Genomic DNA, 26,420 nt, shown 5'->3' with positions numbered 1-26,420 from the left:
GTGGACCCTCCGGGTCTCTGGGTCGGCCGCTGCCGCGGCGCATCCCGCTTCGGCATACGCCGTGAGCGGCGCGCAGGCGATTACGCCGCCCACGCGCCGCCGGCATGCCGCCGCCGCGACCGTCGCGTCCGTGAATCGAGGCACCACCTAGGTAAGCCCTCGAAGCCGAAAAGGCCACGGACCCGACATACCGGATCCGTGGCCATTGTTTTCGGAACTCCCGAAACCTGGTCTGAGGATCCATCAGAAGACAGATGGCCAAAGAAGAAGTAGTTACGACCAGGAAGCAGGAGAGACATGTCAGTCCGGACATGCCGCGGAAGGCTGACCGTACCGTGTCATGTCGGCGATCCAGACTTGTGGTTCGCCGAGAGCCCCACCGAACTGGAGCAAGCCAAGGCGCTGTGCGTAGAGTGCCCGATCCGGCGTGAGTGCCTGACGTTGGCACTGGAACGTCAAGAGCCTTGGGGAGTCTGGGGCGGCGAGATCATCGACCGCGGGAGCGTCGTGGCGCACAAGCGTCCACGTGGCCGCCCGCGCAAGAACCCGGCCGAGAACCCCGCTGCGGCGTAGCGGACGGGGCTGCCTGACGTAAGTCGTCAGGCAGCCTCGTCGGCGAACCCCGGAATCAGTTCTGTGGCAAGGGCTCTCGTTGGAATGTGCGCGTCGAGCTGGCAGGCGATCGCGACGTTCGACGCGATCACGCGCAACGGAATCGCCAGCTTCGCAGGCACATCCATCTGCCGCGCGGCCCTGATCTGGCCTGCGGCACGGTCGGGCTTCATGTTCATGGCGGTGATCCGCTGCAGCCACTTACGCGTGTAGTGGAACACCTCGACCTCGAGCGGTTCCACGTACTGCTTCATCATGTCGTCCATCTCGCGCTTGGACACCTGCTCACCCTTCTGGATGAACCCGATCTTCTGCATCGTCGTCAGCAGGTTGTCGTAGTCGTCCTTGAGCGCGTAGCGGGTCGCCAGACCGATCTCGATCGGAATTCCGTCGGGCAGCGGGGCAACCGCCCCGAAGTCGATGACGCCCATCTTCTCGTCAGGCAGCAGCATGAAGTTCCCGGGATGCGCGTCGCCGTGCATCACTCCGAGCCGCCGCGGTGCGTCGTAGGTCAGCTCGAACAAACGGCTCCCCATCAGGTCGCGCTGTTCGGGCGTGCCCTCGCGGATGATCACCGACATCGGGATGCCCTCGATCCATTCCTGGATGACGACCTTGGGCGCGCTGGCCACGATGTGAGGCACGACGAAACGCGGATGGCCTTCGTAGGCCTTGGCGAAGGCGCGCTGGTTGTCGGCCTCCAGCCGGTAGTCCAGTTCCATCTCGGTGCGTTCGATCAGCTCGTCGACCACGCCCTGGACATCGGCGCCGGGGGACAGCTGCCGAAGCACGCTGATCATCCGCTTCATGGTCTTCAGGTCGGCGCGCAGCGCCTCGTCGGCGCCGGGGTACTGGATCTTGACCGCGACCTCGCGGCCGTCCGACCACACGGCCTTGTGCACCTGGCCGATGCTGGCCGACGCCACGGGCGTGTCGTCGAACGAGGTGAACCGCTCCCGCCACTTGGTGCCCAGTTGCGCGTCGAGCACCCTGTGCACCTTCTCCGCAGGTAGCGGCGGCGCTTCCCGCTGCAGCTTGGTCAGCGCCTCGCGATAGGGCTTGCCGTACTGCTCGGGGATGGCGGCCTCCATGACCGACAACGCCTGGCCGACCTTCATCGCGCCGCCCTTGAGCTCACCAAGGACGGTGAACAGCTGTTGGGCGGCCTTGTCCATCAGCTCGGCATTGACCTCGTCCTTCGACGAGCCGGTCAGGCGCTTTCCGAGGCCGAGCGCAGCCCGGCCGGCGATGCCGACGGGAAGGGACGCCAGCTTGGCATTGCGCGCAGCTCGGCCACGTTTGATGTCTGCCACCCGACCATCATCCATGACGATGCTGAACACCCGTCCACAACATACGCACAAACGTTGTCAGCACTGGCAGCGCGGGTGCCGCGACCAGCGTCGGCTGGCCGTCGAACCGGTCCTGACGTCCACCTCAAGGGTGGTGTCGAGGGTGGGCGGTGGATCGCCTGCCCTTCTGGGGTCGCCCGCGTCGCGGATCGCCTTGATGACGCGGTCGACCTGGCTCAGCGCCAGTGCCGCGGTGGCCAGCATGGTGGCCCGGTCGGCGCTGCCGACGGCGTCGCGCAGTTGGGCGGCCAGCGCGGGCCAGGCGGCGTCGCGGTCGCTGCGATGCAGGTCAGCGCAGCGCAGACAACTCGTCATGCCGGGGATGACCAGCGGGCCCACCAGGCCGGTGCCATCCCGTACGCGGACCGGCAGATGCGGCACCCTGGCGTCGTGCAGGTCCCGGAGCACGCGGGGATCGCTGACCAGATAGTCCGACAGCACCACCAAATCGGTGGTGCCAGGCCGGACGCCTGCGTGGCTGAGGTTGCTGTGTCGGACCCTGGCGCCCGAGCATCGCAGCGCCCCGGCCAGCAGATCGGACAGCGGCCCGCGGCCATGGATGCGGATGGACGCCGAGCGTGCAGGCGGGGGTGCGGTCGTCACGACCCCCGCGCCGACCAGGGAGGCGACGAGGTCGGCAACGGCTTCCGCGTCCGCAACACCCCGGTTCACCGCGAGGGCCTGCAGATCGGCCAGCGCGATGCCGGACTGCATGACGCGCAGCAGGTCGACGAGGGCAGCGGTGGACAATCCGTCCGGCGGGCGGACCAGCAGGGCGCGCCGAGGATCCCAGCCCACCTGAACGGCGCCGTCGGGGCGCATCAGCACCGGCATCGCCGGATCGAGTGCATACCGCGTCATCCGACGACTGTGCCACGCGCGACGGCCTTGGCGTTTTAGTTATCCACAGGCCTGCGCGCTAGTCGTCGGTGCGCTTGTCCTCGTCGTTCTGCAGGTCGGCGATCGCCTGCTCGATCCCGCTGGTGTCACCGCCGACGAGGCTGTCGATGAACGCGGCGGGCTCATCGAGGTCCTCGGCACGCGGCAGCAGATCCGGGTGCTGCCAGACGGCGTCGCGGGCGTCGGAGCCGATGGCCTCGGTCAGTCGCTCCCACAGCGCCGCAGCCTCGCGCAGCTTGCGCGGCCGCAGCTCCAGCCCGACGAGGGTGGCGAACGTCTGCTCGGCGGGGCCGCCGGTGGCGCGGCGGCGGCGCAGCATCTCGCTCAGCGCCGACGTGCCGGGAATGCGGTCGCCGAGGGCGTCGTTCACGACGGTCTGCACCCATCCTTCGATGAGCGCGAGCAGCGTCTCGAGCCGTTCCAGCGCCGCGACCTGCTCGGGTGTCGCCTTCGGCTCGAAGATGCCCTGGTTGAGCAGCTGCTCCATGGCCGAGGGATCGGCAAGCGATTCCGGATTGAAGCCGCGGGTGAATTCCTCGAGCCCGCTGGTGTCGACCTTCATACCCCGTGCGAACGCCTCGACGGCGCTGAGCAACTGGCTCGACAGCCACGGCACGTGGGTGAACAACCGGTGGTGCGCCGCCTCGCGGGCGGCCAGGAACGTCAGGATCTCACTGCGCGGTTGCTCGAGGCCCTCGGCGAGCGTCTCGATCGCGTCGGGCATCAGCGCGGCCACTCCCTTGGGGCCAAGCGGCAGTCCAATGTCGGTGGAGGTCAACACTTCTCGCGACAGAGTGCCAAGGGCCTGGCCGAGTTGCGATCCGAACGCCATGCCGCCCATCTGGGACATCATCGCCAGCAGGGGGCCGGCCATGCTCTTGGCCTCCTCGGGCAGCGTCGACGCCCACACTCCTGAGATCTGCTCGGCCACCGGATCGCACAACCGCTTCCAGGTGTCCAGCGTGTTGTCGATCCAGTCGCTGGGTGTCCACGCCGTCGACTTGGTGGTGCCTGCGGGTAGCGGCGTCACGCCGTCCAGCCACGTCTCGGCCAGGTGGACGGCATCGGCGATGGCGATGGCCGTGGCCTCGGGGATCGGCTTGACGAAGCCGATCGAGTTGGACGCCAGCTGACGGGCGAGGTCGTAGTTCACCGGGCCGGACTGCGAGCCGCCGCCCATCACGTTGCCGCCGCTGAACATCTCGCCGAGCTTGGTGAAGATCTGGCCCAGGTCGGACATGTCGAATCCGGCCCCGCCGAATCCGAACGGATCCGGCTGCGAGCCCGGATTGGGGTCCTTCTTGGGCTTGTCGCGGTCGGGGTCGTCTCCGGAGGAGAAGCCGAAGGGCAGGTCAGACATGCTTCAACGGTACTCACCATGGGGGCCCCACGTCGGCATGCGGGTCACGCTGAGAGTGAATATTCGCCCGCCTGGAGCGCAGCGACCGGGGGCTTGGCTGCGCAGAGCCTTAATGTGGGCGTCGTGAACAGGCGGATTCTCACCCTGGCGGTGGCACTGGTGCCGATCGTGACGTTCGGTCTACTGCTGTCGGCAGTGGCCGTGCCGTTCGTGGCGCTGGGTCCGGGGCCGACGTTCGACACGCTCGGCGAGGTCGACGGCAAGCAGGTCGTCGACATCGAGGGGACCAAGGTCTATCCCACCTCGGGGCACCTCAACATGACCACCGTGTCCCAGAGCGACGGGATCACGCTCGGTGAGGCGCTGGCGCTGTGGATGTCGGGTCGCGATCAGCTGGTGCCCAGGGATCTCGTCTATCCGCCGGACAAGTCCAAGGACGAGATCGACAAGAACAACAACAGCGACTTCCAGCGCTCCGAGGACAACGCCGAGTACGCCGCGTTGTCCTACCTGAAGTACCCGGAGGCGGTCACCGTCGAGAACGTCACCGACCCAGGGCCGTCGGCGGGCAAGCTGCAGGCGGGCGACGCCGTCGACATGGTCGACAACAAGCCCGTCGCCAACCTCGACGAGTTCACCGCGCTGTTGAAGGCCACCAAACCCGGCGACCAGATGGTGATCGACTACCGCCGCAAGGGCGACGGGATCGGCACGACCACGATCACCTTGGGCGAGAACAAGGATCGTGACTACGGCTTCCTCGGCGTCGGTGTGCGGGACGCGCCGTGGGCCGACTTCAAGATCGACTTCAACCTCGCCAACATCGGCGGACCGTCGGCGGGCCTGATGTTCAGCCTCGCCGTCGTCGACAAGCTCACCACGGGCGACCTGAACGGCGGCAAGTTCGTTGCGGGCACCGGCACGATCGGCGGCGACGGCAAGGTCGGCCCCATCGGCGGCATCACCCACAAGATGATCGCCGCGCAGGAGGCGGGCGCGACGATCTTCCTGGTGCCTGCGGACAACTGTGACGAGGCGCGCTCCGCGCACGACGATGGCCTGCAGTTGATCAAGGTCGACACCCTGACTTCGGCGGTCGATGCGTTGCACGCGGTTTCCGCCGGTGGCGAACCTCCCCATTGCTGAGAATTCCCTTGGCGACCAGTGCGTAGAGTTGTGGCACGTCGAACCCAGACGTGGACGTTGTAGACACCCGAGAGCGGAGTTGACGAGTGGGTATGCGGCCCGCGGCGAGGATGCCGAAGCTGACGCGGCGTAGCCGGATTCTGATCGCCATTGCATTGGTCGGCGTCCTGTTGGCCTTGGGCTCAGGCCCGCTGGTCGACACCTATGTGAACTGGCTGTGGTTCGGCGAGCTCGGCTACCGCTCGGTGTTCACCACCGTGTTGGCCACCAAGCTGGTCGTCTTCCTGGTCGGCGCACTGGTGATCGGTTCCGTGGTGTTCGGCGCGTTGGCGCTGGCGTACCGGACGCGGCCGGTCTTCGTCCCGACCGCCGGTCCGAACGATCCGGTGGCCAGGTACCGCACCGCGGCGATGGCCCGGCTCCGGCTGTTCGGCATCGGAATCCCGGTGTTCATCGGGGTGCTCGCGGGCATCGTCGCCCAGGCCAGCTGGGTGAAGGTGCAGCTGTTCCTGCACGGCGGAAGCTTCGGGGTCACCGACCCGCAGTTCGGGATGGACCTCGGTTTCTACGCGTTCGACCTGCCGTTCTACCGGCTGGTGTTGAGCTACCTGTTCGTGGCGACGTTCCTGGCGTTCGTCGCCAACCTGTTGGGCCACTACCTGTTCGGGGGCATCCGGCTTTCCGGTCGCACCGGGGCGTTGAGCCGTTCTGCGCGCATCCAGCTAATCTCGTTGGTCGGCACACTGATTCTGCTCAAGGCGGTCGCCTACTGGTTCGACCGCTACGAGCTGCTCAGCCACACCAGGGGCGGCAAGCCGTTCACCGGCGCCGGCTACACCGACATCAATGCGGTGCTGCCTGCCAAGCTGATCTTGCTGGCCATCGCGGTGATCTGCGCGGTCGCGGTGTTCTCGGCGATCGTGTTGCGCGACTTGCGCATTCCTGCCATCGGCGTGGTGCTGTTGCTGTTGTCCTCGCTGATCGTCGGCGCGGGCTGGCCGCTGGTCGTCGAGCAGATCAGCGTCAAACCCAATGCGGCGCAGAAGGAAAGCGAGTACATCAGTCGCAGCATCACCGCGACCCGGGATGCCTACGGACTGACCGACAAGAACGTCACCTACCGCGATTACAGCGGCAACAGCAACACCACCGCACAGCAGGTGGCTGCTGATCGTGCGACGACGTCGAACATCCGCTTGCTCGATCCGACGATCGTCGCCCCGGCGTTCACGCAGTTCCAGCAGGGCAAGAACTTCTACTCGTTCCCCGACCAGCTGTCGATCGACCGGTACGACGGACCCGACGGCAACCTGCGCGACTACGTCGTCGCGGCGCGGGAACTCAACCCCGACAGGCTGATCGACAACCAGCGTGACTGGATCAACCGGCACAGCGTGTACACCCACGGCAACGGGTTCATCGCCTCGCCGGCCAACACGGTGCGCGGCGTCGCCAACGATCCGAACCAGAACGGCGGCTATCCGGAGTTCCTCGCCAGCGTGGTCGGCGCCAACGGCACCGTGGTTACGCCAGGCCCTGCGCCACTGGATCAGCCCCGCATCTACTACGGCCCGATCATCGCCGGGGCGACCGACGACTACGCAATCGTCGGCAGGAACGGCACCGATCGCGAGTACGACTACGAGACCAACACCGAGACCAAGAACTACACCTACACCGGCTCTGGAGGGGTGCCGCTCGGGAACTGGTTCTCGCGCTCGGTGTTCGCGGTGAAGTTCGCCGAACGAAACTTCTTGTTCTCCAACGTCATCGGATCCAACAGCAAGATCTTGTTCAATCGTGATCCAGCCGCACGGGTGGAGGCGGTGGCGCCGTGGCTGACCACCGACAGCAGTGTGTACCCGGCCATCGTGAACAAGAAGCTGGTGTGGATCGTCGACGGCTACACCACGTTGGACAACTATCCGTACTCGGAGTTGACGTCGCTGTCGTCGGCCACGGCGGACTCCAGCGAGGTGGCGCTCAACCGGCTTCAGCTCGACAAGCAGGTGTCCTACATCCGCAACTCGGTGAAGGCCACCGTCGACGCCTACGACGGCACCGTGACGCTGTATGCGCAGGACGAGCAGGATCCGGTGCTCAAGGCATGGGAGAGCGTGTTCCCTGGGACGGTGAAGCCGAAGAGTGACATCTCGCCGGATCTTGCTGCGCACCTGCGGTACCCGGAGGACTTGTTCAAGGTGCAGCGCTCGCTGTTGGCGAAGTACCACGTCAACGATCCGGTGACGTTCTTCTCCACCTCGGACTTCTGGGACGTGCCGCTCGACCCGAACCCGACCGCGAGCAGTTATCAGCCGCCGTACTACATCGTCGCCAAGGACATTGCGCAGAACGACAGTTCGGCGTCCTTCCAGTTGACCAGCGCGATGAACCGGTTCCGCCGAGACTTCCTGGCGGCCTACATCAGTGCCAGTTCCGATCCGGCTACGTACGGCAAGATCACGGTGCTGACCATTCCGACTCAGGTCAACGGACCGAAGCTGGCGTTCAACGCGATCAGTACCGACACCGCGGTCAGCCAGGACCTCGGTGTGATCGGGCGTGACAATCAGAACCGGATCCGCTGGGGCAACTTGTTGACGCTGCCCGTGGCTCAGGGTGGTCTGCTCTACGTTGCGCCGGTGTACGCCTCGCCAGGGGCCAGTGACGCGGCATCGTCGTACCCCCGACTGATCCGCGTGGCGATGATGTACAACGACAAGGTGGGCTACGGCCCGACCGTCAGCGACGCGCTCGACGAGCTCTTCGGGGCCGGCGCTGGCGCCACGGCCACGGGGCCTGCACCGGTCGCGGGAGGGCCGGGAACCCCGCCTGCGGCGCCGCAGGCGGGCAACGTCGCACCGCCTGCCGCGTCACCTGGACCGGAGCAGCAGGGCCGAGCGCCCGAGGTACCGACGCCCGTTGCGGCGGTGCCGGGTGGTGCGATAGAGCTGTCGGCCGCGAAAGCCGCTGCCCTGCAGGACATCAATTCTGCGCTCGATGGGCTCCGTACGGCCCAGCAGGGCGGCAACTTCGCCGCCTACGGAGCAGCGCTGCAGAAGCTCGACGACGCGGTCGCCAAATATCAGAACGCGAAGTAGCTTGTCCGCGAGCGCGCGTGTCTGTACCCCGACGCACCGGGAAACAGCAGCATTCTGCGCGCGCTCGCGGCTGGTCAGGAGCCGATTTGGTAGGCAGCCGGTCCTTCGGTAACCTTGTGTTTACCCGTCGCGGGGTGGAGCAGCTCGGTAGCTCGCTGGGCTCATAACCCAGAGGTCGCAGGTTCGAATCCTGTCCCCGCTACTAACCCGCTAGCAGCGGAAAAAGGCCCCCAGAGGAGACTCTGGGGGCCTTTTTGTGGCCATTGGGAACACGATTGGGAACATTCGCAAAGCTAACGACTCAGCGGGAACCGATTGGGAACATCGCCCCAGTAACGACCTATAAGTCTTGGAGACCGTTCATCGACGCCCGTGACGCGAGACGCGGTCATCGCGCGACACCGTTCGTCTCAGGTTGGGACGACGTCGACGCACGCTCCACCAACAGCGCACTGCCCACTACGTCCAGCACGTCATGCAACGACGAAGGACAGCCGTGCTGCGTCGACATGCCGAACACCGGGCATGGCGTCGGACCGTCCGCGCGGCAGACGAGCGCGCAAGAGACAGGGCACGTGACGCCAGCCGCAGTCGCAGCGGTGCCGTATGCAGACAGACGGCCAGGCGGTTGGCCGCATTTACGTGAATCGCGCGCGTGCCGCCAGGACATTGACGCCACCGGGCTGTCGTTGGCGGGGCCGTCGCCGCCGCGGCGGTCACGGTCGGTGTCGGGAGGGGTACGCGGTCAGATGCGCTGCACCACTTGCGCGTTGATCGCCTGGTCGAGGAAATCGGCCGGGACGTCCGGCCATTGGGGCTGCCACCGGGCGGATCGCTGGTCGGCACGTAGCTCCAACAGCGTTGCGGCGACGTACGGACCGCCGTCGACGAGGTAACGCACCATCCGCAACTGTGCGCACTGCGCCGCGACGACCGCGATCGTGGCCTTCGCCTCATCGACACGCCCGGCGGCCGAAAGGCTGGCGCCCAGCAGCCGACGCGCCCGTAACAACGCTTGAGGGCGGTTCGGCGTCGCGGTTCGATCGACCCACTCCTGCGCCCACCGGCAGGCAAGTTCCCTCTTTTCCGGATCACCGGCGTCCATCAGGATCCGGATTGCCGAGGCCTCTTCAAACTGCAGGGTGATCTCGTCGATCGCGTCAACCGGTTGGCGGCGTAATTCGTAGGACGTCGGCGGCCACGAATCAGATCCCGGATATGGCGCAAGCCCGAGGCGGGTGCGTTCATGCTCCGCCATCGCCCGCAACCGGTTCAGTGATAGTGCCTGCGCCACCCGGGCGGCCTCGTCAAGCCGTTGACCGGCCGCAAACCGGTCGCCCTGAAGCGCCTTGATCCTTGCGGCGATCACGTAGCGGGCGATCTTGAAGTCGACCGAGCCACCCTCGGGGCCGAGTTTGTAGCCCTCCTCGAGCAGGCGGCTGGCCTCGTCGAGATCGCCTCGCTCGTAGAGCAATTCGCCCAGTGCCGAACTCGCCAGCCGAGCGGTGTAGGAGTGGCTGCCGCCGGACCGCTTGGCGATCTTGAGAGCCTTGCGCAAGCATGCCTCCGCCGCCGGTATGTCGAGCATCAATCGGTGCGCAAGGCCTGAGTAGCAGAGTCCGTGCACAATGTTGAAGTTGTCCCGGTTGTGTTCGGCGTACGGCGCCGCCCACGCCTGGATTCGGTTCACTTCGTCGAGGTCGTAACGATAGGCGGCGGCGAAGGTCGCCACGGTGGCGGCCACGCCTACGGCGAACGGACGCAGGTGATCTCGACGTGCCAGGCAGGGCGCGATGTGCTCGTCGATGCCTGCGAGCCGGTCCGAGCGCAGATCGGCAACCGCCCGCACAACCCCGCCTTCCGCGCGAAGGTCTGCGATTTCTTCGTCGTCGAGGTCGCACGACCCGAGCCGGGATTCCATGAGGGCCAGTGCCTGTTCGGCAGCTGGAATCCGGTGCAGCACGATGTTGGCCCAACCCAGGGCGAGCTGCACCCGCGGATCCGAATGCACGGCGGCGGCCGGAAGCTTGCCCACCAGCCCGATCAGCGTGGCCATTTGGGAATTCGCCACCAAGTAGATGCCGTCATTCTCGACGAGCTGCACCGCCCGCTGGTCATCGCCGGCGGCCAGCGCGTGATCGACCGCCTCGCTGACCAGGCGGTGCTCGGCGAACCACGTCGACGCCACGCGGTGCAACCGCTCGACCCGCTCGGGTTCATCACGACCGAGCCGGTGCCGCAGGAAGTCGAGGAACAATTGGTGGTAGCGGAACCACTGCTCGTCGATCCGGCGCAGGAACAAGTCGCGCTCCTCGACCTGTTCGAGCATCGCCTGCCCGTCCGGCACACCGGTCAGTGTCGTCGCCAGGTCCCCGCAGATGCGCTCGGTGATCGATGTGGCCAGCAGGAAGTCGAGCATCGACGGTTCCAGGGTGTCGAGTACGTTCTCGACGAGAAATTCGCTGATCGCGTGGTGGCGGCCGGTCATCGTGCCGATGAGCCGGACAGGATCGTCGCGGCCGCGCAGCGACAACGACGCCAGCTGGAGTGCCGCCACCCAGCCGTCCGTCTTGGTGGTGAGCTCTTCGACGTCGGCGTGGTCCAGGTCCAGGCCACTTAGGTCGACCAGAAAGTTCTCCGATTCGGCCACGTCGAAACGCAATGCGGTGGCGTCGATTTCAAGAAGTTCGTTCTGCATCCGCATCCGGCTCATCGGCAGGCCGCTCTGGCTGCGGCTTGTCACCACCACGCTCAGGCCGGCAGCGACGTTATCGAGAAGGTAGCGCAGCGCCGCGATGGTCGCCGGGTCGGTGACGCGCTGCCAGTCGTCGATCACCAGCGTCATGCGCGTGCCACTCTGATGGATCTCGTTGATCAACGAGGTCAGGACATAACGTTCGGCCTCGTCGCCGTGCTCCTCCAAGACGCCGGCGAGCTCGGTCGCCAGCGTGGGCGTCACCGCGCGGATGGCCTCGATCAGATGAGACAGAAACCAGACCACGTTGTTGTCGTCGTGGTCGACGGTCAACCAGGCCACCGCGACGCCTTCGGCGGTCAGCACCTTCGCCCATTGGGCGGCAAGCGTGCTCTTCCCGAAGCCGGTTGGCCCGTGGATCACCGTGAGCTTCTTGACCTGTTCTCGTAGCACGTCGATCAAGCGCGCGCGGTCCACCAACGCCTTCGTCGACACGGGTTGTTGGAACCGGGTTGCCGGTGTCGGCGGTGTCACCACCCGCGCCGGGTAGCTGCCGGATGGCGTGGCCGGCGACCGCGTGGGGTTGTACCGGATCGTCGGCGCACTTATCGGCACGGGCATGTCGTCGACCGGCAGGCCATGCCGCCGTTGCACGTCGCGCAACTGCTCCCCGAAGGCCTCCGCGGTCGCCGGCCGGTCCTCGATATCGCGCGACATCGCCTGCTCGATCACCGCGCACACATCGGTCGGCAGGCCGGAGTCTCGCAGGGTCGGCATCGGGTGCCTGGTGATCCGGAGAAACTGGGCGACCATCTGCTCGCCCTTGCGACGCTCGAATACCGCGTGACCCGTGCCGGTGCAGAACAACGTCGACGCCAGGCTGTAGACATCCGAGCTCACGTCCGGGGTTTGGCCGATTAGCACCTCCGGCGCCGTATACGCCGGCGAACCCGTGACCGCGCCGTCCGCGGTCTCGAACCCGCCGATGATGCGGGCAATCCCGAAGTCCGTCAGCTGCGGTTCGCCGTATTCGGTGAGCAGGATGTTCGCCGGCTTGACGTCGCGATGGAGCATCTTCCGCCGGTGCGCGGTTTCCAACGCGCCGGCGACCTTGACGCCGATGTGCAGCGCGTCGGCCCACCCGACCGGCCCGTTGTCATGAATCTTGGTCTCCAACGAACCGTGCGGGTGGTACTGCATCACGATGTATGGCCGGCCGGTGGCGGTCGTCCCGACCTGGAAGATGTTGACGATGTGCGGATGCCCGGACAGTTTGCCCATCGCGACCTGCTCGCGCACGAATCGCTCCAGGTTCTCCGGCTCGAGATACGCGGTCAGCACTTTCACCGCGACAGTGCGATCAAGCTCGCGCTGGTTGCACCGATACACCACGCCGAACCCGCCTCGGCCGATCTCCTCGGGATCGTCGAAACCGGCAGCCACCAACTCCGCCGGTACCCCGGCGTGCATATCGCCCTGCGTCGGCAGGGGGTCGCTGCTGACCATCGCTCGCCCCGTACTGCACCGGCGCCATGGCAGCCCCATGGCCACCCAACCTGAGCATAAGCCGAACGGTCATGGGGCGATGGCCGATGACCAAGCGAGTGCCGGGCGGATCGAAATCATTTCGGCCCAGGATCGTAGCCCAGCATCGTGGACACATCGGAAACGGATTTGGGAACAAAAGGTGGCGCCACTGCCGAGATGGCGTGAAACGTGGCGCGATGACTTGGACGCGCAATCAGTCGTGACCTGCAAGTCTGGGACGCGGGCGGCGACGCAAGACGGTCACCGGTTGGCTCATAACCCAGAGGTCGCAGGTTCGAATCCTGTCCCCGCTACTAGATGAAACGCCCCCGGAGATTTCTCCGGGGGCCGTTTTCATGTCTGCCGAGAACGCCAACGCCATGCTTTTCCTGTGGTCTGCACCGGATTTGGCGACAATCTGGCGGACCGAGCACACGCTGCGCCACGAAACGACGTCTTTGGCATGGTGGCACGAAGGCGCCACCGATGATTGAGCACCGACGACGGGCGACGCTCGCCGAAGCCAGCGATTTGGCGATGTATTGCCGTCTGGATGTCGTCACATTGGCTGGACCTGACCGAAGTCTGGCGGCGCGCGAATTGCGTCAAGTCGCCGCGGGCCTGCCGAATCTCCGAGGCATGCTGATCGCGCCGACCGTTGGACCCGCGCTGAGCGTTGGTTGAACTGCTGGTTGCGCGCGGATGCGTATCGAACTCCAGCCATTGCTGTCGGGTTCTGCGGGACGCTGGCACCGTGCGTGTCGGTCGGCACCATGGTGGCGGTCTAGACGCTCTGGGAGCCAAACCGAGGGCGACCAACGGTGTCACCGTCTTCGCTAGGTTTGGCAGCCGAGTCGATAGCGGCGGTTGAATCGTTGTCGTGACGGGTCACGCGATGGCTCTAGCGGCGGGGACGTCCGGCGTGACGACGTCGACGGGGTCGCCTGTGCTCGGTCGCCAACATTCGACGCAGGGTTTTGCTGGACATCGGTTTCGCCGAGCATGGGATCTGTATGTCGGCACCCGCATGGAGTCCATCCGCAGGTCGCGGGAGCCTAATTCGCTCGGCCTCCGAGTATGATTCCAGGATGTCGATCCACCGCGTACGTAGCTGCCGCGCGGTCAGTGCGCGGGCGGCGCTTCGCTGGGTCGGCCTGGGCGCGTCGGCGCTACTGGCCCTCTCGGCCCCGATCGTCATCCCCGACACAGCGGCTGTGGCAGCTGCCGACGATTGTCCCGACGCCGAGGTGGTCTTCGCTCGTGGCACCGACGAGCCACCCGGTATGGGCCGGGTCGGCGATGCCCTCGTCGATTCGCTACGCCAGCAGACCGACGGCCTGAACATCAGGGCCTACGCGGTGAACTACAAAGCCACCATCACTCAGCGGCACGGCGGCGATGGCGCCAAAGACGCGATTTCCCACATCAAATCCACCGTGTCTTCGTGTCCCAACACCAAGATCGTCTTGGGTGGTTACTCGCAAGGTGCGAGTGTGGTCAACATCGTGGCCGGTTTCTCCGGTATCAACTGGGGCGATCCTCTACCACCTGAGTACATGAAAAACATTGCGGCGGTTGCTACTTTCGGAAATGTGGCCGACCGCACCGACGGACCGCCACCGACCCAGAATTCGCCGCTCAGTGCCAAGGCGATCGACCTCTGCAACCCCAGCGACCCGATTTGTCACGCAGGTCCGGGCAACGCTTGGAGCGGGCACACGCAGGGCTATGTCCCCGAGTACACCGACCAGGCTGCGGCCTTCGTTGCGGCCGCGCTTCTGGCGGGGTCGGCCCAGTCGGTGCCCGGCTACGGCTCGCAGTCGCCGGTGTACGGCCCGCAGTCGCCGGTCTATGGCCCACCGCCCGGCCCGCAGTCGCCGGTCTATGGCCCACTGCCCGGCCCGCAGTCGGGGTATGGACTTCAGCCGCCAGAGTCTGTTCCGTCGGCACCGTCCCTCTCGCAGTTGCCGACGGATGGCTCGCAACAACCCACGTCCGCCCCTGGGAATGGGTCTACACCGTCGTCTCCTGGACCTGGATTGGCTTAGCGCGCGCTCTACCGCGGTGTCTCGAGCATCATGCTCGCCACCCTCTGTCGGGGAATTCCGCTGCAGGACATGGCCGATGAAGCCGTTGCCGTCGGCGAAAAAGGCTTGCAACGGTGCAATCCGGCGCAATGGCTGCGGCTGCCTACCGCCACTGAGCAGCGTATATGCGACCCGGCATCACCGCTCAAGCGCATGGAACGCAGCTCATAACCCAGAGGTCGCAGGTTCGAATCCTGTCCCCGCGAGCCGAATCAACCGTCTCAGCGTTCGTTCAGCGACCCGTCGATACCGTCCAGCGTTGTGACTAAGACGAGTGCAACTGCCGCCACAACCGGGCGGGCGATGTTGAGCAAGGTTCCCGAGATCACGGTGTGGTTCTGGATCATCAAGATCCTGTGCACCACCGTGGGTGAGAGCTTCGCCGACTGGATCAACATGACGTTGGGCCTTGGCCTCAACGCGACCGCGCTGATCTTCACCGCTGTACTCGTCGCGGTGCTGGGGTGGCAGTTGAGCCTGACCCGCTACGTGCCGTTCGTGTACTGGCTCACCGTCGTGGTGGTCAGCGTGACGGGCACGCTGTACACCGACATCCTCACCGATGACCTGCAGGTGCCGCTGGCCCTGAGCACCAGCGTGTTCGCGGCGGTACTGGCCGTGGTCTTCGGGGTGTGGTGGGCCCGGGAGCGGACGTTGTCGATCCACAGCATCGTCACGCTGCCACGGGAGTGCTTCTACTGGCTGGCGATTCTGGTCACCTTCGCCCTGGGTACCGCATCGGGTGACTGGATCCTGGAGCTCACCGGCTGGGGACCGGGTATTTCGGTGCTGTTGCCGGCTGGCCTGATCGTCGCGGTCGTGATCGGCTGGCGGCTGGGCGCCAACGCGGTGTTGTCGTTCTGGTTGGCCTACATCTTGACCCGCCCGCTGGGGGCCAATCTCGGTGACTGGTTGGGCTTCCCGCCCGACCAACAGGGCCTGGGTTTGGGTACGGCGATGACCAGCGTGATCTTCCTGACCGCGATCCTCGCCACCGTCGTGTACCTCACCGTCACCCGCAGCGACGTGATCGAAGAGCACGAACGGAGCAACACCCCTGCGGTCACCACGCACCCGGCCCGCGAGCGCGTCATGCACGGGTACTACGGCGTCATCGCGGTCGCCACGGGCGTTCTGCTGGTCTGGGCCGCCGGCCAACCGCACTCCGTCGCGGCGGCCAGTGAGGCGGAATCGGGCTCGTCGGTGACCGCGACACTGGCCCCGGGGCAGTCGGCAACGGCGAAGTTCCCGCCCGCCGAGACGGTGAAGTTCCGCACCATCACTGCCGACACACTGGCCAAGGTGCAGGCCGGTGACCAGGCGGGTGCGACGGCGCGGATCAAGGACCTCGAGACCGCGTGGGACGACGGCCAGGCCACCCTGCAGCCCCTCGACGACAACGGGTGGACCGTGCTGGACGGCCAGATCGACCACGTACTCACCGCGTTGCGGGCCGGCCAGCCCGACCCTGCGACCGAAAAACAAGCACTCACCACGCTTTTGACCGGACTTCAGTGACGATGACAACTTTGAATGGGTGACCCGCCCACGCCATGCTCGTGCACTTCATCGTGGTACTGGCTCCGCTGACCGCCGTCCTCGCGGTCACGTGCGCCGTCTGGCCGGCCGCACGGCAGCGGCTCGTCTGGCTGGTCGTGGCACTGGCCGCGGGCACCACGATCCTGACTCCGCTGACGACCGATGCCGGCGAATGGCTGGAGAAACGCGTAGGCCCGTCGCCGGTGTTGCACGCCCACACCGAACTCGGTGACACCATGATCTACTTCTCCGTCGGCCTACTGGTCGGCGCACTCTTGCTCGCCTACGCGCATATCCGTGAGCGTCGAGGGCAATCGGTCAAACGGGCTCTGCACTGGCTCATCGCGGCCGTCGTGGTCCTGGCGAGCGTGGCAGCCGGGGTGCAGGTGTACCGAATCGGTGACTCGGGCGCAAAGGCCACCTGGGGTGACCAGATGGCCGCGGCAAATCCCTGATGGCATCGGCTTGATGCGGCGCAGGCGACGGCTTCGGTCTGCTGTACTGCCGGAAGGACATCCGACCAGGGTGGAGGACGACATGCGCATCCTGCTGGTGGAAGACGAGCCGCGGCTGGCCGAGACCATCCGCCGCGGACTCGTCGCTGAGGGGTTCGTCGTCGACGTGGAGCCCGACGGGCTCGCCGGATTCGAGCAGCCTCCGGCGGTGGGTTCGACGTTCTTGTCCTCGACATCATGCTGCCCACCAAGAGCGGGTATGACATCGTGCGTGATCTGCGCAACGCCGCGGTGTGGACACCGGTGCTGATGCTGTCAGCCAAGGACGGCGAGTACGACCTCGCCGACGCGTTCGATCTGGGTGCCGACGACTACTTGGTCAAGCCGTTCTCGTTCGTGGTGCTGATCGCTCGGTTGCGGGCGCTGCAACGCCGGGGTGCCCCGCAGCGACCCGCGGTTCTCACCGTCGACGACCTGGCGTTGGACCCGGCGCGCCGTCGGGTCACCCGCGGCGGCGTCGAGGTGGATGTGACGCCCCGCGAATACGGGGTACTCGAGTTCTTGATGCGCCATGCGGGCGCGGTGGTCACCAAGCAGGAAATTCTGCAGTCGGTGTGGGACGTCAACTACGAGGGCGATGACAACATCGTCGAGGTCTACGTCGGGTATCTGCGTCGCAAGGTGGACGTGCCGTTCGGCACCCAATGCATCCACACCGAGCGCGGTGTCGGTTACCGGCTGGCCTCTGCAGCGACGTAGCTGTCGATGTCGGCCGGCAACGTCACGGTGAAGCATGCGCCGCCCCCGACGCGATCACTGACCTGCACGGTGCCGTGGTGCGCGGCGACGATTTCGGCGACGATGGCCAGGCCCAGCCCGCTGCCGCCTGCGTCTCGGGTGCGCGACGCGTCTAGGCGAACGAAACGGCCGAATACGTTTGTCCATTGTTCGCGGGGTATCCCGGGTCCGTCGTCGGCGACGCGTATCACTGCCACACCACCGTGTAGCTCGCAGCGCAGCTCGACGATGCTGCTCGCGTGCCGGGCGGCGTTATCGGCGAGATTGCGCACCATCCGCGTGAGTTGGCGCGCGTCACCGGTAACGCGGACCGCGGAGATCGACGCCCTAACGGTCAGAACGGAATTGCCGTGTAGCCGCGCGTGTTCGGCATTGAGGATGTCGTCGAGGTCGACGTCGCCGGGGCGATGCGACAGCTGGTGTTCGTCTGCGCGGGCCAACAGCAGCAGGTCCTCGATCAGTTCGCGCATCCGACGTGCCTCGGGAATCAGCGACTCGTCGATCAACGCGGTATCGAGCATCTCGGGACGCTTATGAGCGAGGTCGAGGGCCGTGCTGATCGTGGCCAGCGGACTGCGCAACTCGTGTGAGGCGTCACTAACGAACCGCCGCTGCGCGGCGTGGCCGGACTCCACCCGGCCCAGCATCGCGTTCATCGTCTGTGCAAGGTGCGCAATCTCATCTCCGGTCGGCGGCACGGGAACACGCTCGTCGAGATGCTCGGTGGAGATCGATGCCACCCGGGCTCGGATCTGCTCCACCGGACGCAGCGCCCCACCTACGAGTACATGGGTTGCCCACGCAACCAACACCACCAGCAGCGGACTGCTGACGGCCAGCAGCACCGCAACGGTTGCGATGATCGACTCGACGGGTTCGCGGGCACCGCCCACTATTACCGTCACCGGGCCCACCGGTGTGTCAGCACCGTCGGCGGTCATCCAGTAATCGCCGTTGTCGCCGGCGATTTCCACGTGACCCAGAAACGCCGAGTGACCAGGTGGCACCGTTTGGGAGACCAGCGGTGTCGCCGGCGCATCGGAGGAGGAGGCCACCACAATGCCGCGGGGATTCAGTATCTGAATGACGCCGACCTGGCCGTCGGTGCCGAGCAGGCCTGGATCGAGATCGGCTGGCGCATCACTGCGTAACTGTTCGACGAGCTGCACGGCGCGAGCCTCGGCGGCTTGCTGCGCCGACTGCTGCAACGTGTGATAGAGCACCAACAGCATCGCCGCTGACGCCACCGCCATACCCACGGTCACCACCACGGCCGCGACGACGGTCGAGCGGGTGCGCACCTTCCATCCCGACGGACGAACCGTCGGCAATCTCATCGCGGAACGCTTCGTCGCGAGCGGCGCGCAGTGCCAACGGCAGCCTCGTGCGCCGTATTCACTGAGTCATCATCTCTTGGCGTCAGGGGGCCGCCGGGTCGCCCGGCGAACGCTGACCGCGAGCAGTCCGGCGACGGTGACGACGACGATCCACCATGTCGGGGCCGTGGTGGCGCGGCTGAGCAGGTAGGTGATCAGGAGCGCAAGGAATACACCCGCGGCGACGCGCCAATCGTCTCCGACGATGAATCCGTACCAGAAGGCGCCGAACGCGCGGATGCGGCGGATCATGCGCGTTTTCCCGTCTGTTCGTCAGACATGCTGTTGCTCAGAGCATTTGGTCGAGATTGGCGCCGTCGAAACACTGCCACCAGGATCAGGGCGTATAGGCCGACCGCGGGAATGAGGACGAGTAATGCCAGATCCGATCCGGGCCACTGCGCCCCAGCGCCTTCGGCTCCCCAGAACATCCCGAACGCGGTCAGCATGATGCCGACGACGAACTTCATGCTGTTCTCCGGAACCCGCGACAGCGGCGCCCGCACCGCCACACCCGCAGCGGCCACCACGAGCACCGCCGCCACCGCCGCCACTGCGGCCAGCGCGACGTTGTGCTGATTGCTCCCAAAGGTCAACGCGATGAAGACGACCTCCAACCCCTCTAGGACAACGCCTTTGAAGGCGAGTGTGAAGCCATACCAGTCGGGGACCACGCGGCCCGACCCCGCCTGCGTGTGCTGCGTCGCGGCCAGCGTTGCTTGAAAGGCTGCGGTCTCGTCGTGCAGGGCCTTGTTACCGCTGGCCCGCAGAACCGCCTTGCGCAGCCATTGCAATCCGAACACCAACAACAGCCCACCTACGACGAGCCGCAAGGTGTCGAGCGGAATGGCTGATACCGCAGGCCCCAGCGCGGCGACGATCACGGCAAGGGTGAGCAAGCCGGCGAGAAGGCCCGCGATGGCCGAACGCCAACCCCGGCCGATGCCGGCAGCGAGAACGATCGTCAGAGCCTCGACCGCTTCGACGGCGCACGCGAGGAAAACCGCGATGAACAGCGCTGAGTTTCCCATTGACACCTCCCTTCCGTTCTAGGCGGCGACCGCGGGCACCGGGCCCGACACCGCGGCCGGGCCTGACCGACCGTGGGTATCCGACGATCCCATCATGCGCCGGTAGGCGAGATGCGCGAGCACCACAGCGGTGGCACCGAGGAGCACGCCTCCGACGATGTCGGTCACCCAGTGCACCCCGAGGTAGAGGCGGGTGAGGGCGACCAATGCGGTCGCGGTTGCGGTGAGCGCGAGCAGCGCACCGTGGGCGGCCCGTCCGCCGTGCTGGCTGGTCACGACCGTGAGCGCGCCAAGAAGGGCCAAGGTGCCGGTGACGTGCCCTGAGGGAAACGACCGATCGGTTTCGACGATGAGTTGGATGGCCTGCGGGGGACGATGGGCACCGACGACGATCTTGGTCAATGTGCTGGTGGCGCCCGCGGCGCCCAGCGTCACCAGGATCAAGATCGCTGGCCGGGCCGAACCGCTGCGCCACCACAGCACTGCCCCGGCGACGAGGGCGATCACACCCGTCGCTACCGGACTGCCCGCATCCGTCACCGCGATCGCCAACCACGTCAATCCGGGCCTGCGATGGTCCACCATCCAGCCGAGCACCTCGTGGTCGAACCCGGTGCCGGCCGCTGCATGATGCGCAAGGGCCCCCAGAGCGACGAACAGCGACAGCAGCACCGCCGAAATGAACGTGGGGGTCACGGTCCGGCAGGTGGCGGTTGGGTCGGTCATCGCTGCAGTCTCGATGGTTGCCGCTGAACGGCCGCTGAGAATCCATTCTTGGTTAGCTGATCGCGGGCACGGTCAGCCGGGGTTGGCTGAGGTCCCCACCGTGCCCGGTGAGCGCTGAGTATTCGCTGAACGGTGCTGAGGGTGCACCCAGGACATTTCCCTGGAGGGTCTGCCCGAGCGGTCTGCTCAGACTCCGGCAGGCACCCGTTGCGCGTCCGCACGCATCTCGTGGCGCAGCGTGGTGAACTCCGAGATCGTTCTGCTCGACACCGATGCGACTGGGCGGGCGTTGCGGCCCGTGGCCTCGGTCTTGGACACCATCACCACGCTGTCGATGTAGGGCTGGATGGTAGTCGCGTTCTGCACGGTCGCGACGATCACCAGCTGGAAGCCGAACTTGCGGAACGCCTGCAGCGCCTGCTGGGCGAACTGCGGGTCGGACTTGGAGAACGCCTCGTCGAGCATCAGCTGCGCGAAAACCGGTGTGTTGTCTTCGCTTTCCGGGCTGGCCAAGTTGAAGCTCAGCGCGCCCGCGAGGCAGAACGCCATCAGCTTCTCCTGCTCGCCGCCGGAGTTGTCGCCGGCATTGCTATGCGTGCGGATCAGCTCCTCGCTGCTGACGTGCCACTCGGCGCAGTCGAAGGTGAACCGGTTGCGCACGTCCAGCGCGTCACGGGTCCAGGCCCTGTCCTCCGGTGCGGTGGACGCCAGCCGATTGCGCAATCGCAGGATGTCGGCGTACTGGTCGAGGATCGCCTGCTTGTCGCCAAGCCCGACCTCGGCGATGCGTCGCGAGATGGACCGCACGATCTCGGTGAGCTCGGACACCGCCGTCAGCTGCCGCGGTGTGGCCCGCAGCGTCAGCCGGGTGCCGCGATTGAACTCCACCGAACCCAAACCCGTGTTCACGCGGTCGATCTGCTCGGCGATGCGTCGAGTCTCCTGCTCGGCGACGCGGTGCAGCGTCAGGATCGCGTCGGGCGCCTGTTCGGTGACCAGCCGCATCATCCGGTCGTACGCCTCGGGCAGTTCGCGCTCGTCGATGTGCCTGCACATCGCGACGTAGTCGTGGACGCGCTCGTCGAAATCGTCCGAGTCATTCGGTATCGCGTCGGGGAACGACGTGTCGAACGTGTTGAGGATGCGAGCCAGTTCGTCGTAGGAGCGGCGACGGCTCTCGCGCAGTTGTTCGCGTTCCTTCTTGATGGCGGTGAACAGCGCGTCGCGGTGCGGCTCGGGGTCGAGCAGCTCGAGCGACACCGGAAGCGCAGCGGCGTAGCGGTGCAGCAGCTCCGTCAGCGGCTCCGAGACGAACGCGGGGGACAGCCGCTCCTGCAGATCCATCAGCCGGGTGCGTCGCTCGTCGAGGGCGTCGCGCCGAGTCTGAATCGCGCCGCGGCGGGTCATGAACTTCTGGATCTGCGACCAGCATTCGTCGGCGCGCGCGTTGAGGGCCTCGAGGTCGGGGTTGTCGGCCATCAGCAGCTCGTACTGCTCGCGCAACCGGTCGGCGTGCCCGTCTGCGGTCTCGGTGTCGATCTGGCTCCACTGCGGGTACTGCTCGCAGATCGCCTTGCACGTGGCGGCGCGGTCGCGCCACTGCTGGCGCTGCGCGGCGATGTCGTCGGCGGCGCGGCGGGCCTTCTGGTAGATCTCCTCGGCCGACGCGAGTTCGAGGGTCAGGGCGTTGATCTTGGCCGACACGTCGCCCTGGTACAGGTATTCGGACTGCTTGACCGGTCGCCGGTCGTCCTTGATGGCCAGCCGGTCGGAGTCCTTGTACAGCCCGGCGTCGGTCACCGCGCGGCGGAACCGGGCGAACACGTCGGGGGTGTCGACGCAAACGTGGTCGCCTGCTGCCGTGATGACGTCGACGGCCTCCGCCGCGCACGGATGCTTGGGATCGACGGCGAACAGCTTGCCCGCCAACGTGTTCGGCTCGGGATCGACGGGTTCGGCGCCGAGCAGCTTCGCACGGACGTGATGCAGTTGCAGTCGGCCGCGCATGTCGGTCTCGTTGACGAACCGCAGCACCTTCTCCCAGTGCTGATCGGGCACCAGCAGCCGCAAGCCCGCACCGCGGAGCACCTTCTCCACCGCGAGCCGCCAGCGGGTCTGGTCGGGCTTGAGGTCCAGCAGTTCGGCGATGTAGGGCAGCTCGGCGACGTCGGCGCCCACCTCGGCGCAGATGTGGTCGCGCATCAACAGCGCGAATTCTGGCAGCGCCGAGCCGACGTGCTCGACGCGCTTGAGCTCCTTGGTGGCGTCGTCGCGGGCGATGCGGGCGGACTTCTGCGCATACTCGGCGTCGGTGGACGCCTCTCGATTGCGTTCGACCTTGGCGAGCAGTTCGGTGGCCTGGGTGAGCAGTTCCTCACGCAGGTTCCAGAACTCGTCGGAGGTGTCCGGGATTTCGACGTCCTGGGCGGTAAGCAGGTCTTCGTAGGCGGCGCGACGGCGTTCCACCTGCTCGGCCTCGGTCTCGGCGGCGGTCACCTGCGACTGCAGGGGGGCGATGTTCGCGCTGGTTCCGCTGATCTGTGCGTTGAGCGAATCCGCTTCGGCCTTGGCCAGATTCAGTGATCGGGTGACGTCCTCGTACTCGTTCTCGAGCTGATCGATGGTGCCGTCGAGCGTAGAAATTTGATCAGGGATCTGCACGATTCGGACGTGGTCGGTGTACGCCCGCACCATCGGCGCGTCGACGAGGTCGATGATGCCGAGGTCGGAGGATTCGGAGGCGTACCGGTGCTGGATCTGCTCGATGTCGCCGAGGATCTTGCGCTTCTTCTGCGCGACGGCGAGCAGTTCGCGGGCCTCGACCAGCGGGTCGATCTGCTTGAGCGCCTCGGGCAGCCGGGCCAGGCTGTCGGGTTCGTCGAGCATGAACTCGCGAACGAACTGCTCAAGTCCACCAACGCTTTTCAGTGACTTGGCCTTGCCGAGGAGCTGCTGGGCGGCGTCGGAGGCGCGGATGCCGATGGTGGCGTACAGCTGCGCGAGGTACTGCGACTCGACCTTGGTGGAGAACCGCCAGTCTTCCTTGAACACGCCGGCGTCGAAGCGGCCGGAGGCCCAGCGGTTGCAGACCTCCTCGATGTCGAGGTCCCCGTCGCCGAGGATGAACCGGCTCGAGGAGTCGTTGCGCGACTCGCCGGTCAGCCACTTGAGCACCAGGCCGGTCACGGTGCGGCCGGAGTCGCTGGCGTAGGTGACCGCGACCGCCGACCAGGCGCTGCCTTCGCCGCGCAGGTACATCACCCGGCTGGTGCCGCCGTCGCTGCGTTGTCCCCAGGCGCCGCGGACGTACTTGTCGACCGTTCGGCGGCCCGCGCTGGAGCCAGCAGCGGTGTTGTCACCGGAGGCGTTGAAGTTGCGCCGGTTGAACGGCAGGAAACCGATCGAAATCGCGTCCAGCAGTGAGGATTTGCCGCTGCCGGAGGCGCCGGCGATCAGCGCCCCGCCGCTGCTGAACGGGATGGAGTGATAGCCGTCGAACACGCCCCAGTTGATGACCTGAAGCCGCGACAGGTGGAATTGCTCAGTCAAGGTCGACCCCTTCGTTCTGGTCCTCGGGAGCGCCGCCGTTCAGTAGCTGTTCGAACTGCTGCTGGAGTTCGGTGATCACCGATGCGGTCATGATGGCGGTGATCACGGTGCTGATGGTGTAGCTGTCCTCGTCGTCGCGGGTCTTGCGGAGGATCTCGAGGCCGTTGAGGCGGGCGATGGCGGCGTCGATGCGGGCGGCGAAGCCGACGGCGTCGCGGTCGGTCTCGTTGAGCACGCCGGAGAACAGGCCGTGCATCTCCTCGCGACTGATCAACACGCTCTGCCCGCCTGAGGCGCGCATCATCTGCGCGAGGTGCAGGGCGAGGATCGAGTCGTAGGTGCCGAGCGGTTCGCGGCGCAGAAGCTTGATGCCCCTTGCGGATTCGTAGCGGGCCTGTTCGACGAACGCGACGTCGGTGGTGTCGACGATGCGCAACAGCAGGTCGAGTTCGGACAGCCGGACCGACAGCTCCTTGCGGTACTCGATTACCCAGCTGTAGATGTCGGCGTCGGCCTCGGCGCTGATGTAGCGGCGCGTGAGGAGCTGCTGCAGGGCCCAGCACGCACGGTCGGGCAGCTCGGAGACGTCGCCGTCGAAGCGCGGCCTGCGCGCAACGGACGGGCGGGCGGTCTCTTGGTCGACCTGCGGCAGCGAGGAGAAGTCGATGTCAACTTCTGTTTCTTGGTGGGTCACGTGCTAGCTCCAGCGATGGTTTCCGTGAAAGTCAAACAGGGGACGGCCATTTCGCGGTCGCGACCGTCCAGGGAACGGAAGCGAACGGTGGTCGACTCCGCGGAGGTGGCTGCTGCCGGTTGTTTTAGCGCCCAGGACCACAGCACGATGACGTGACCGAGGTATGCGGTGTCGAGCATGGCGACGGCCTCCGGCAGGGAGACGGGCCCTCCAGCGATGGCGCCGTTGAGCATGTCGGACATGGCGGGCGCGTCGACCTGGGTGGTCAGGGCAGCGAAGCTGGTGAGATCGACCTCGGTATCGCCGTGCACGGCGGGCTTGGGATTGGACAGGTCGCCGATCTTGAAGCCAAGGGCGCCAACGGAACTGATGGCGTGGCGGGCCAGCGGGACCTCGATGTCCAGGCGGGAGTCGGTGAACGAAGACTTCAGCAGGGCACGGGCGGCGCCGATGGCCTCGTTGAGTTGGCGGGCGACGCCGCGGCTCTGCTCCATGGTGCCGAAGGCGGTGAAGCGCTTGACGCGCTGGGCGCAGCGCTGCTGGATGCGCTCGACTTCGTCGATCTGGTGGCCGACGAGCTCGAAGAACCCGGCCATGACCTTGCGCAGCGCGGGGTCGAGTGCGGGCAGGGCCTCGGCGACGGCGGCGACGTCGGCCTCGAACTCGGCGCGCTGGTCGGGGTCGTTGATCATGCGCAGGAAGGCGCGGTGGCTGTCGCGGCCCTGGGAGTCCCATGCGGTCTGGTAGTCGGTGTACATCTGGCGCTGGCGGTCGCGGTACTCGAGGTTGGTGTCGATGGGTTCGTCGAGCGCGGAGGTGGCCTGCTCGATCAGGGTTCCGTACTGGCCGATGTCGGTGATCAGACGTTCCATCTGCAGGGCGATGGCGCGGGCCTCGTCGTAGCAGTCGGTGACATCGGGTTCGGGGCGCTGGCCGGCGTCGAGATCGTCGAGTTCAAGGTGGCGGGCCGCGATTTCGGCTTCGATGTGCTTGCGGATGCGGGCGGGGTCGTGATCGACCTTGACGGCCACCTGCTTGAGGCGCGCAGCGATGCCGGTGATGGAGCCCCCGGTGGCGATGGTGTCCTGGCGGCGCATCCCGCGGAGGAAGTCGAGGGCGCGGCGGGCGTCCTGGGTGAGGTAGCAGACGTTGCGTTCGGAACGTTCGGCTCTGGTCTCGGTGATGCGGTGCAGCCAGCCCTGGCTGGCCCAGGACTTGATCAGCGCGAGGCCTGACTGGGCGTCGTCGAGATCCTCGAGGTCGCGTTCGAGCCGCACGACCAGCTCGGTCTCCGCGACCGCGCCATCGCTGAGGTGACGTTCCATGAGCGTCGCGTACAGGCTGATGTTGTTGGTCGCGAGCAGGCGGATCGCCCGGGAGCCTTGTAGGTCGCGGTTGAGCTCGAGCAGGTCGACCGCGGACAACCCCGCGTTGTCGTCGTGCACGTGCGTTCCTCTATTCAGCGCATTGGT

The 26,420-nt window shown here is 66.4% G+C and carries 18 protein-coding genes, 1 tRNA gene and 1 pseudogene; 9 read left to right on the top strand and 11 right to left on the bottom strand.

Going from position 1 to position 26,420, the window contains the following annotated elements:
• Nucleotides 1-297 precede the first annotated feature (297 nt).
• On the top strand, nt 298-573 hold the full coding sequence (locus HNP02_RS27890; protein ID WP_184443873.1) for a WhiB family transcriptional regulator: 276 nt from the start codon (nt 298-300) through the stop codon (nt 571-573).
• 26 nt (nt 574-599) lie between these two features.
• Here HNP02_RS27890 and HNP02_RS27885 read toward each other — a convergent pair whose 3' ends face one another.
• The 3 genes from HNP02_RS27885 to HNP02_RS27875 are packed head-to-tail and all read right to left on the bottom strand — an operon-like array spanning nt 600 to nt 4,224.
• Nucleotides 600-1,940, bottom strand: coding sequence for an AarF/ABC1/UbiB kinase family protein (locus HNP02_RS27885; RefSeq protein WP_184443992.1), 1,341 nt, complete (start codon nt 1,938-1,940; stop codon nt 600-602).
• A 42-nt stretch (nt 1,941-1,982) separates the two neighbouring features.
• The gene (locus HNP02_RS27880) at nt 1,983-2,825 is read right to left on the bottom strand and encodes a TOMM precursor leader peptide-binding protein (RefSeq protein WP_184443872.1); all 843 of its coding nucleotides are present in this window, start codon (nt 2,823-2,825) and stop codon (nt 1,983-1,985) included.
• Nucleotides 2,826-2,883: 58 nt separating this feature from the next.
• Entirely contained in the window at nt 2,884-4,224 is a 1,341-nt protein-coding gene (locus HNP02_RS27875; RefSeq protein WP_184443871.1) for a zinc-dependent metalloprotease, read from the bottom strand.
• A gap of 123 nt (nt 4,225-4,347) precedes the next feature.
• Between HNP02_RS27875 and HNP02_RS27870 the strand changes: the two genes are divergently transcribed.
• The 3 genes from HNP02_RS27870 (at nt 4,348) to HNP02_RS27860 (ending at nt 8,673) form a co-directional block, all read left to right on the top strand.
• Nucleotides 4,348-5,370: a PDZ domain-containing protein gene (locus HNP02_RS27870; RefSeq protein ID WP_184443870.1), complete on the top strand. Its 1,023-nt coding sequence runs from the start codon at nt 4,348-4,350 to the stop codon at nt 5,368-5,370.
• A gap of 86 nt (nt 5,371-5,456) precedes the next feature.
• Nucleotides 5,457-8,471, top strand: coding sequence for a UPF0182 family protein (locus HNP02_RS27865; protein ID WP_184443869.1), 3,015 nt, complete (start codon nt 5,457-5,459; stop codon nt 8,469-8,471).
• A gap of 128 nt (nt 8,472-8,599) precedes the next feature.
• A tRNA-Met gene (locus HNP02_RS27860) sits at nt 8,600-8,673 on the top strand.
• Nucleotides 8,674-9,216: 543 nt separating this feature from the next.
• Here the strand turns inward: HNP02_RS27860 and HNP02_RS27855 are convergent.
• Complete coding sequence (locus tag HNP02_RS27855) at nt 9,217-12,672, bottom strand: serine/threonine-protein kinase (RefSeq protein ID WP_184443868.1); 3,456 nt, start codon at nt 12,670-12,672, stop codon at nt 9,217-9,219.
• Nucleotides 12,673-13,781: 1,109 nt separating this feature from the next.
• On the opposite strand from HNP02_RS27855, the gene HNP02_RS27850 reads away from it, so the two are divergent.
• From HNP02_RS27850 to HNP02_RS27830, 5 genes and pseudogenes are all read left to right on the top strand, one after another.
• Entirely contained in the window at nt 13,782-14,741 is a 960-nt protein-coding gene (locus HNP02_RS27850; protein ID WP_184443867.1) for a cutinase family protein, read from the top strand.
• A 30-nt stretch (nt 14,742-14,771) separates the two neighbouring features.
• Complete coding sequence (locus HNP02_RS27845) at nt 14,772-14,951, top strand: hypothetical protein (RefSeq protein ID WP_184443866.1); 180 nt, start codon at nt 14,772-14,774, stop codon at nt 14,949-14,951.
• Nucleotides 14,952-15,083: 132 nt separating this feature from the next.
• Nucleotides 15,084-16,298 carry a hypothetical protein gene (locus HNP02_RS27840; protein ID WP_184443991.1) on the top strand — a complete coding sequence of 405 codons (1,215 nt, stop codon included), beginning with the start codon at nt 15,084-15,086 and terminating at the stop codon, nt 16,296-16,298.
• Nucleotides 16,299-16,333: 35 nt separating this feature from the next.
• Nucleotides 16,334-16,774, top strand: a complete 441-nt coding sequence (locus HNP02_RS27835; protein ID WP_184443865.1) for a DUF2231 domain-containing protein — start codon at nt 16,334-16,336, stop codon at nt 16,772-16,774.
• An 82-nt stretch (nt 16,775-16,856) separates the two neighbouring features.
• Nucleotides 16,857-17,533: pseudogene (locus tag HNP02_RS27830) on the top strand (response regulator transcription factor).
• On the opposite strand, the gene HNP02_RS27825 reads toward HNP02_RS27830, so the two are convergent.
• From HNP02_RS27825 to HNP02_RS27795, 7 genes are all read right to left on the bottom strand, one after another.
• Nucleotides 17,506-18,909, bottom strand: a complete 1,404-nt coding sequence (locus HNP02_RS27825) for a cell wall metabolism sensor histidine kinase WalK (protein WP_184443864.1) — start codon at nt 18,907-18,909, stop codon at nt 17,506-17,508. The pseudogene HNP02_RS27830 and the gene HNP02_RS27825 overlap by 28 nt on opposite strands.
• A gap of 69 nt (nt 18,910-18,978) precedes the next feature.
• Nucleotides 18,979-19,200 carry a hypothetical protein gene (locus tag HNP02_RS27820; protein ID WP_184443863.1) on the bottom strand — a complete coding sequence of 74 codons (222 nt, stop codon included), beginning with the start codon at nt 19,198-19,200 and terminating at the stop codon, nt 18,979-18,981.
• On the bottom strand, nt 19,197-19,979 hold the full coding sequence (locus tag HNP02_RS27815; protein ID WP_184443862.1) for a COG4280 domain-containing protein: 783 nt from the start codon (nt 19,977-19,979) through the stop codon (nt 19,197-19,199). The genes HNP02_RS27820 and HNP02_RS27815 overlap by 4 nt, the downstream gene beginning before the upstream one ends.
• Before the next feature lie 18 nt (nt 19,980-19,997).
• The gene (locus HNP02_RS27810) at nt 19,998-20,705 is read right to left on the bottom strand and encodes a phosphatase PAP2 family protein (protein WP_184443861.1); all 708 of its coding nucleotides are present in this window, start codon (nt 20,703-20,705) and stop codon (nt 19,998-20,000) included.
• Between the two features lie 186 nt (nt 20,706-20,891).
• Nucleotides 20,892-24,254: an ATP-binding protein gene (locus HNP02_RS27805; protein WP_184443860.1), complete on the bottom strand. Its 3,363-nt coding sequence runs from the start codon at nt 24,252-24,254 to the stop codon at nt 20,892-20,894.
• Nucleotides 24,247-24,948 carry a DUF4194 domain-containing protein gene (locus HNP02_RS27800; protein ID WP_184443859.1) on the bottom strand — a complete coding sequence of 234 codons (702 nt, stop codon included), beginning with the start codon at nt 24,946-24,948 and terminating at the stop codon, nt 24,247-24,249. Before HNP02_RS27800 ends, HNP02_RS27805 begins: the two co-directional genes overlap by 8 nt.
• Nucleotides 24,945-26,393 carry a DUF3375 domain-containing protein gene (locus tag HNP02_RS27795; protein WP_184443858.1) on the bottom strand — a complete coding sequence of 483 codons (1,449 nt, stop codon included), beginning with the start codon at nt 26,391-26,393 and terminating at the stop codon, nt 24,945-24,947. Before HNP02_RS27795 ends, HNP02_RS27800 begins: the two co-directional genes overlap by 4 nt.
• Between the last annotated feature and the right edge of the window lie 27 nt (nt 26,394-26,420).

It is taken from the genome of Mycobacterium sp. AZCC_0083, from assembly GCF_014202335.1.
Taxonomy (GTDB): domain Bacteria; phylum Actinomycetota; class Actinomycetes; order Mycobacteriales; family Mycobacteriaceae; genus Mycobacterium.
This window is presented reverse-complemented; position numbering and strand designations above follow the sequence as displayed.

Excerpts from the sequence above, each read along its gene's own strand:
- HNP02_RS27890 (WP_184443873.1), top strand. The coding sequence starts at position 298 with ATGTCAGTCCGGACATGCCGCGGAAGGCTGACCGTACCGTGTCATGTC.
- HNP02_RS27885 (WP_184443992.1), bottom strand. The coding sequence starts at position 1,940 with ATGGATGATGGTCGGGTGGCAGACATCAAACGTGGCCGAGCTGCGCGC.
- HNP02_RS27880 (WP_184443872.1), bottom strand. The coding sequence starts at position 2,825 with ATGACGCGGTATGCACTCGATCCGGCGATGCCGGTGCTGATGCGCCCC.
- HNP02_RS27875 (WP_184443871.1), bottom strand. The coding sequence starts at position 4,224 with ATGTCTGACCTGCCCTTCGGCTTCTCCTCCGGAGACGACCCCGACCGC.
- HNP02_RS27855 (WP_184443868.1), bottom strand. The coding sequence starts at position 12,672 with ATGGTCAGCAGCGACCCCCTGCCGACGCAGGGCGATATGCACGCCGGG.
- HNP02_RS27850 (WP_184443867.1), top strand. The coding sequence starts at position 13,782 with ATGTCGATCCACCGCGTACGTAGCTGCCGCGCGGTCAGTGCGCGGGCG.
- HNP02_RS27845 (WP_184443866.1), top strand. The coding sequence starts at position 14,772 with ATGCTCGCCACCCTCTGTCGGGGAATTCCGCTGCAGGACATGGCCGAT.
- HNP02_RS27840 (WP_184443991.1), top strand. The coding sequence starts at position 15,084 with ATGTTGAGCAAGGTTCCCGAGATCACGGTGTGGTTCTGGATCATCAAG.
- HNP02_RS27835 (WP_184443865.1), top strand. The coding sequence starts at position 16,334 with ATGCTCGTGCACTTCATCGTGGTACTGGCTCCGCTGACCGCCGTCCTC.
- HNP02_RS27825 (WP_184443864.1), bottom strand. The coding sequence starts at position 18,909 with ATGAGATTGCCGACGGTTCGTCCGTCGGGATGGAAGGTGCGCACCCGC.
- HNP02_RS27820 (WP_184443863.1), bottom strand. The coding sequence starts at position 19,200 with ATGATCCGCCGCATCCGCGCGTTCGGCGCCTTCTGGTACGGATTCATC.
- HNP02_RS27815 (WP_184443862.1), bottom strand. The coding sequence starts at position 19,979 with ATGGGAAACTCAGCGCTGTTCATCGCGGTTTTCCTCGCGTGCGCCGTC.
- HNP02_RS27810 (WP_184443861.1), bottom strand. The coding sequence starts at position 20,705 with ATGACCGACCCAACCGCCACCTGCCGGACCGTGACCCCCACGTTCATT.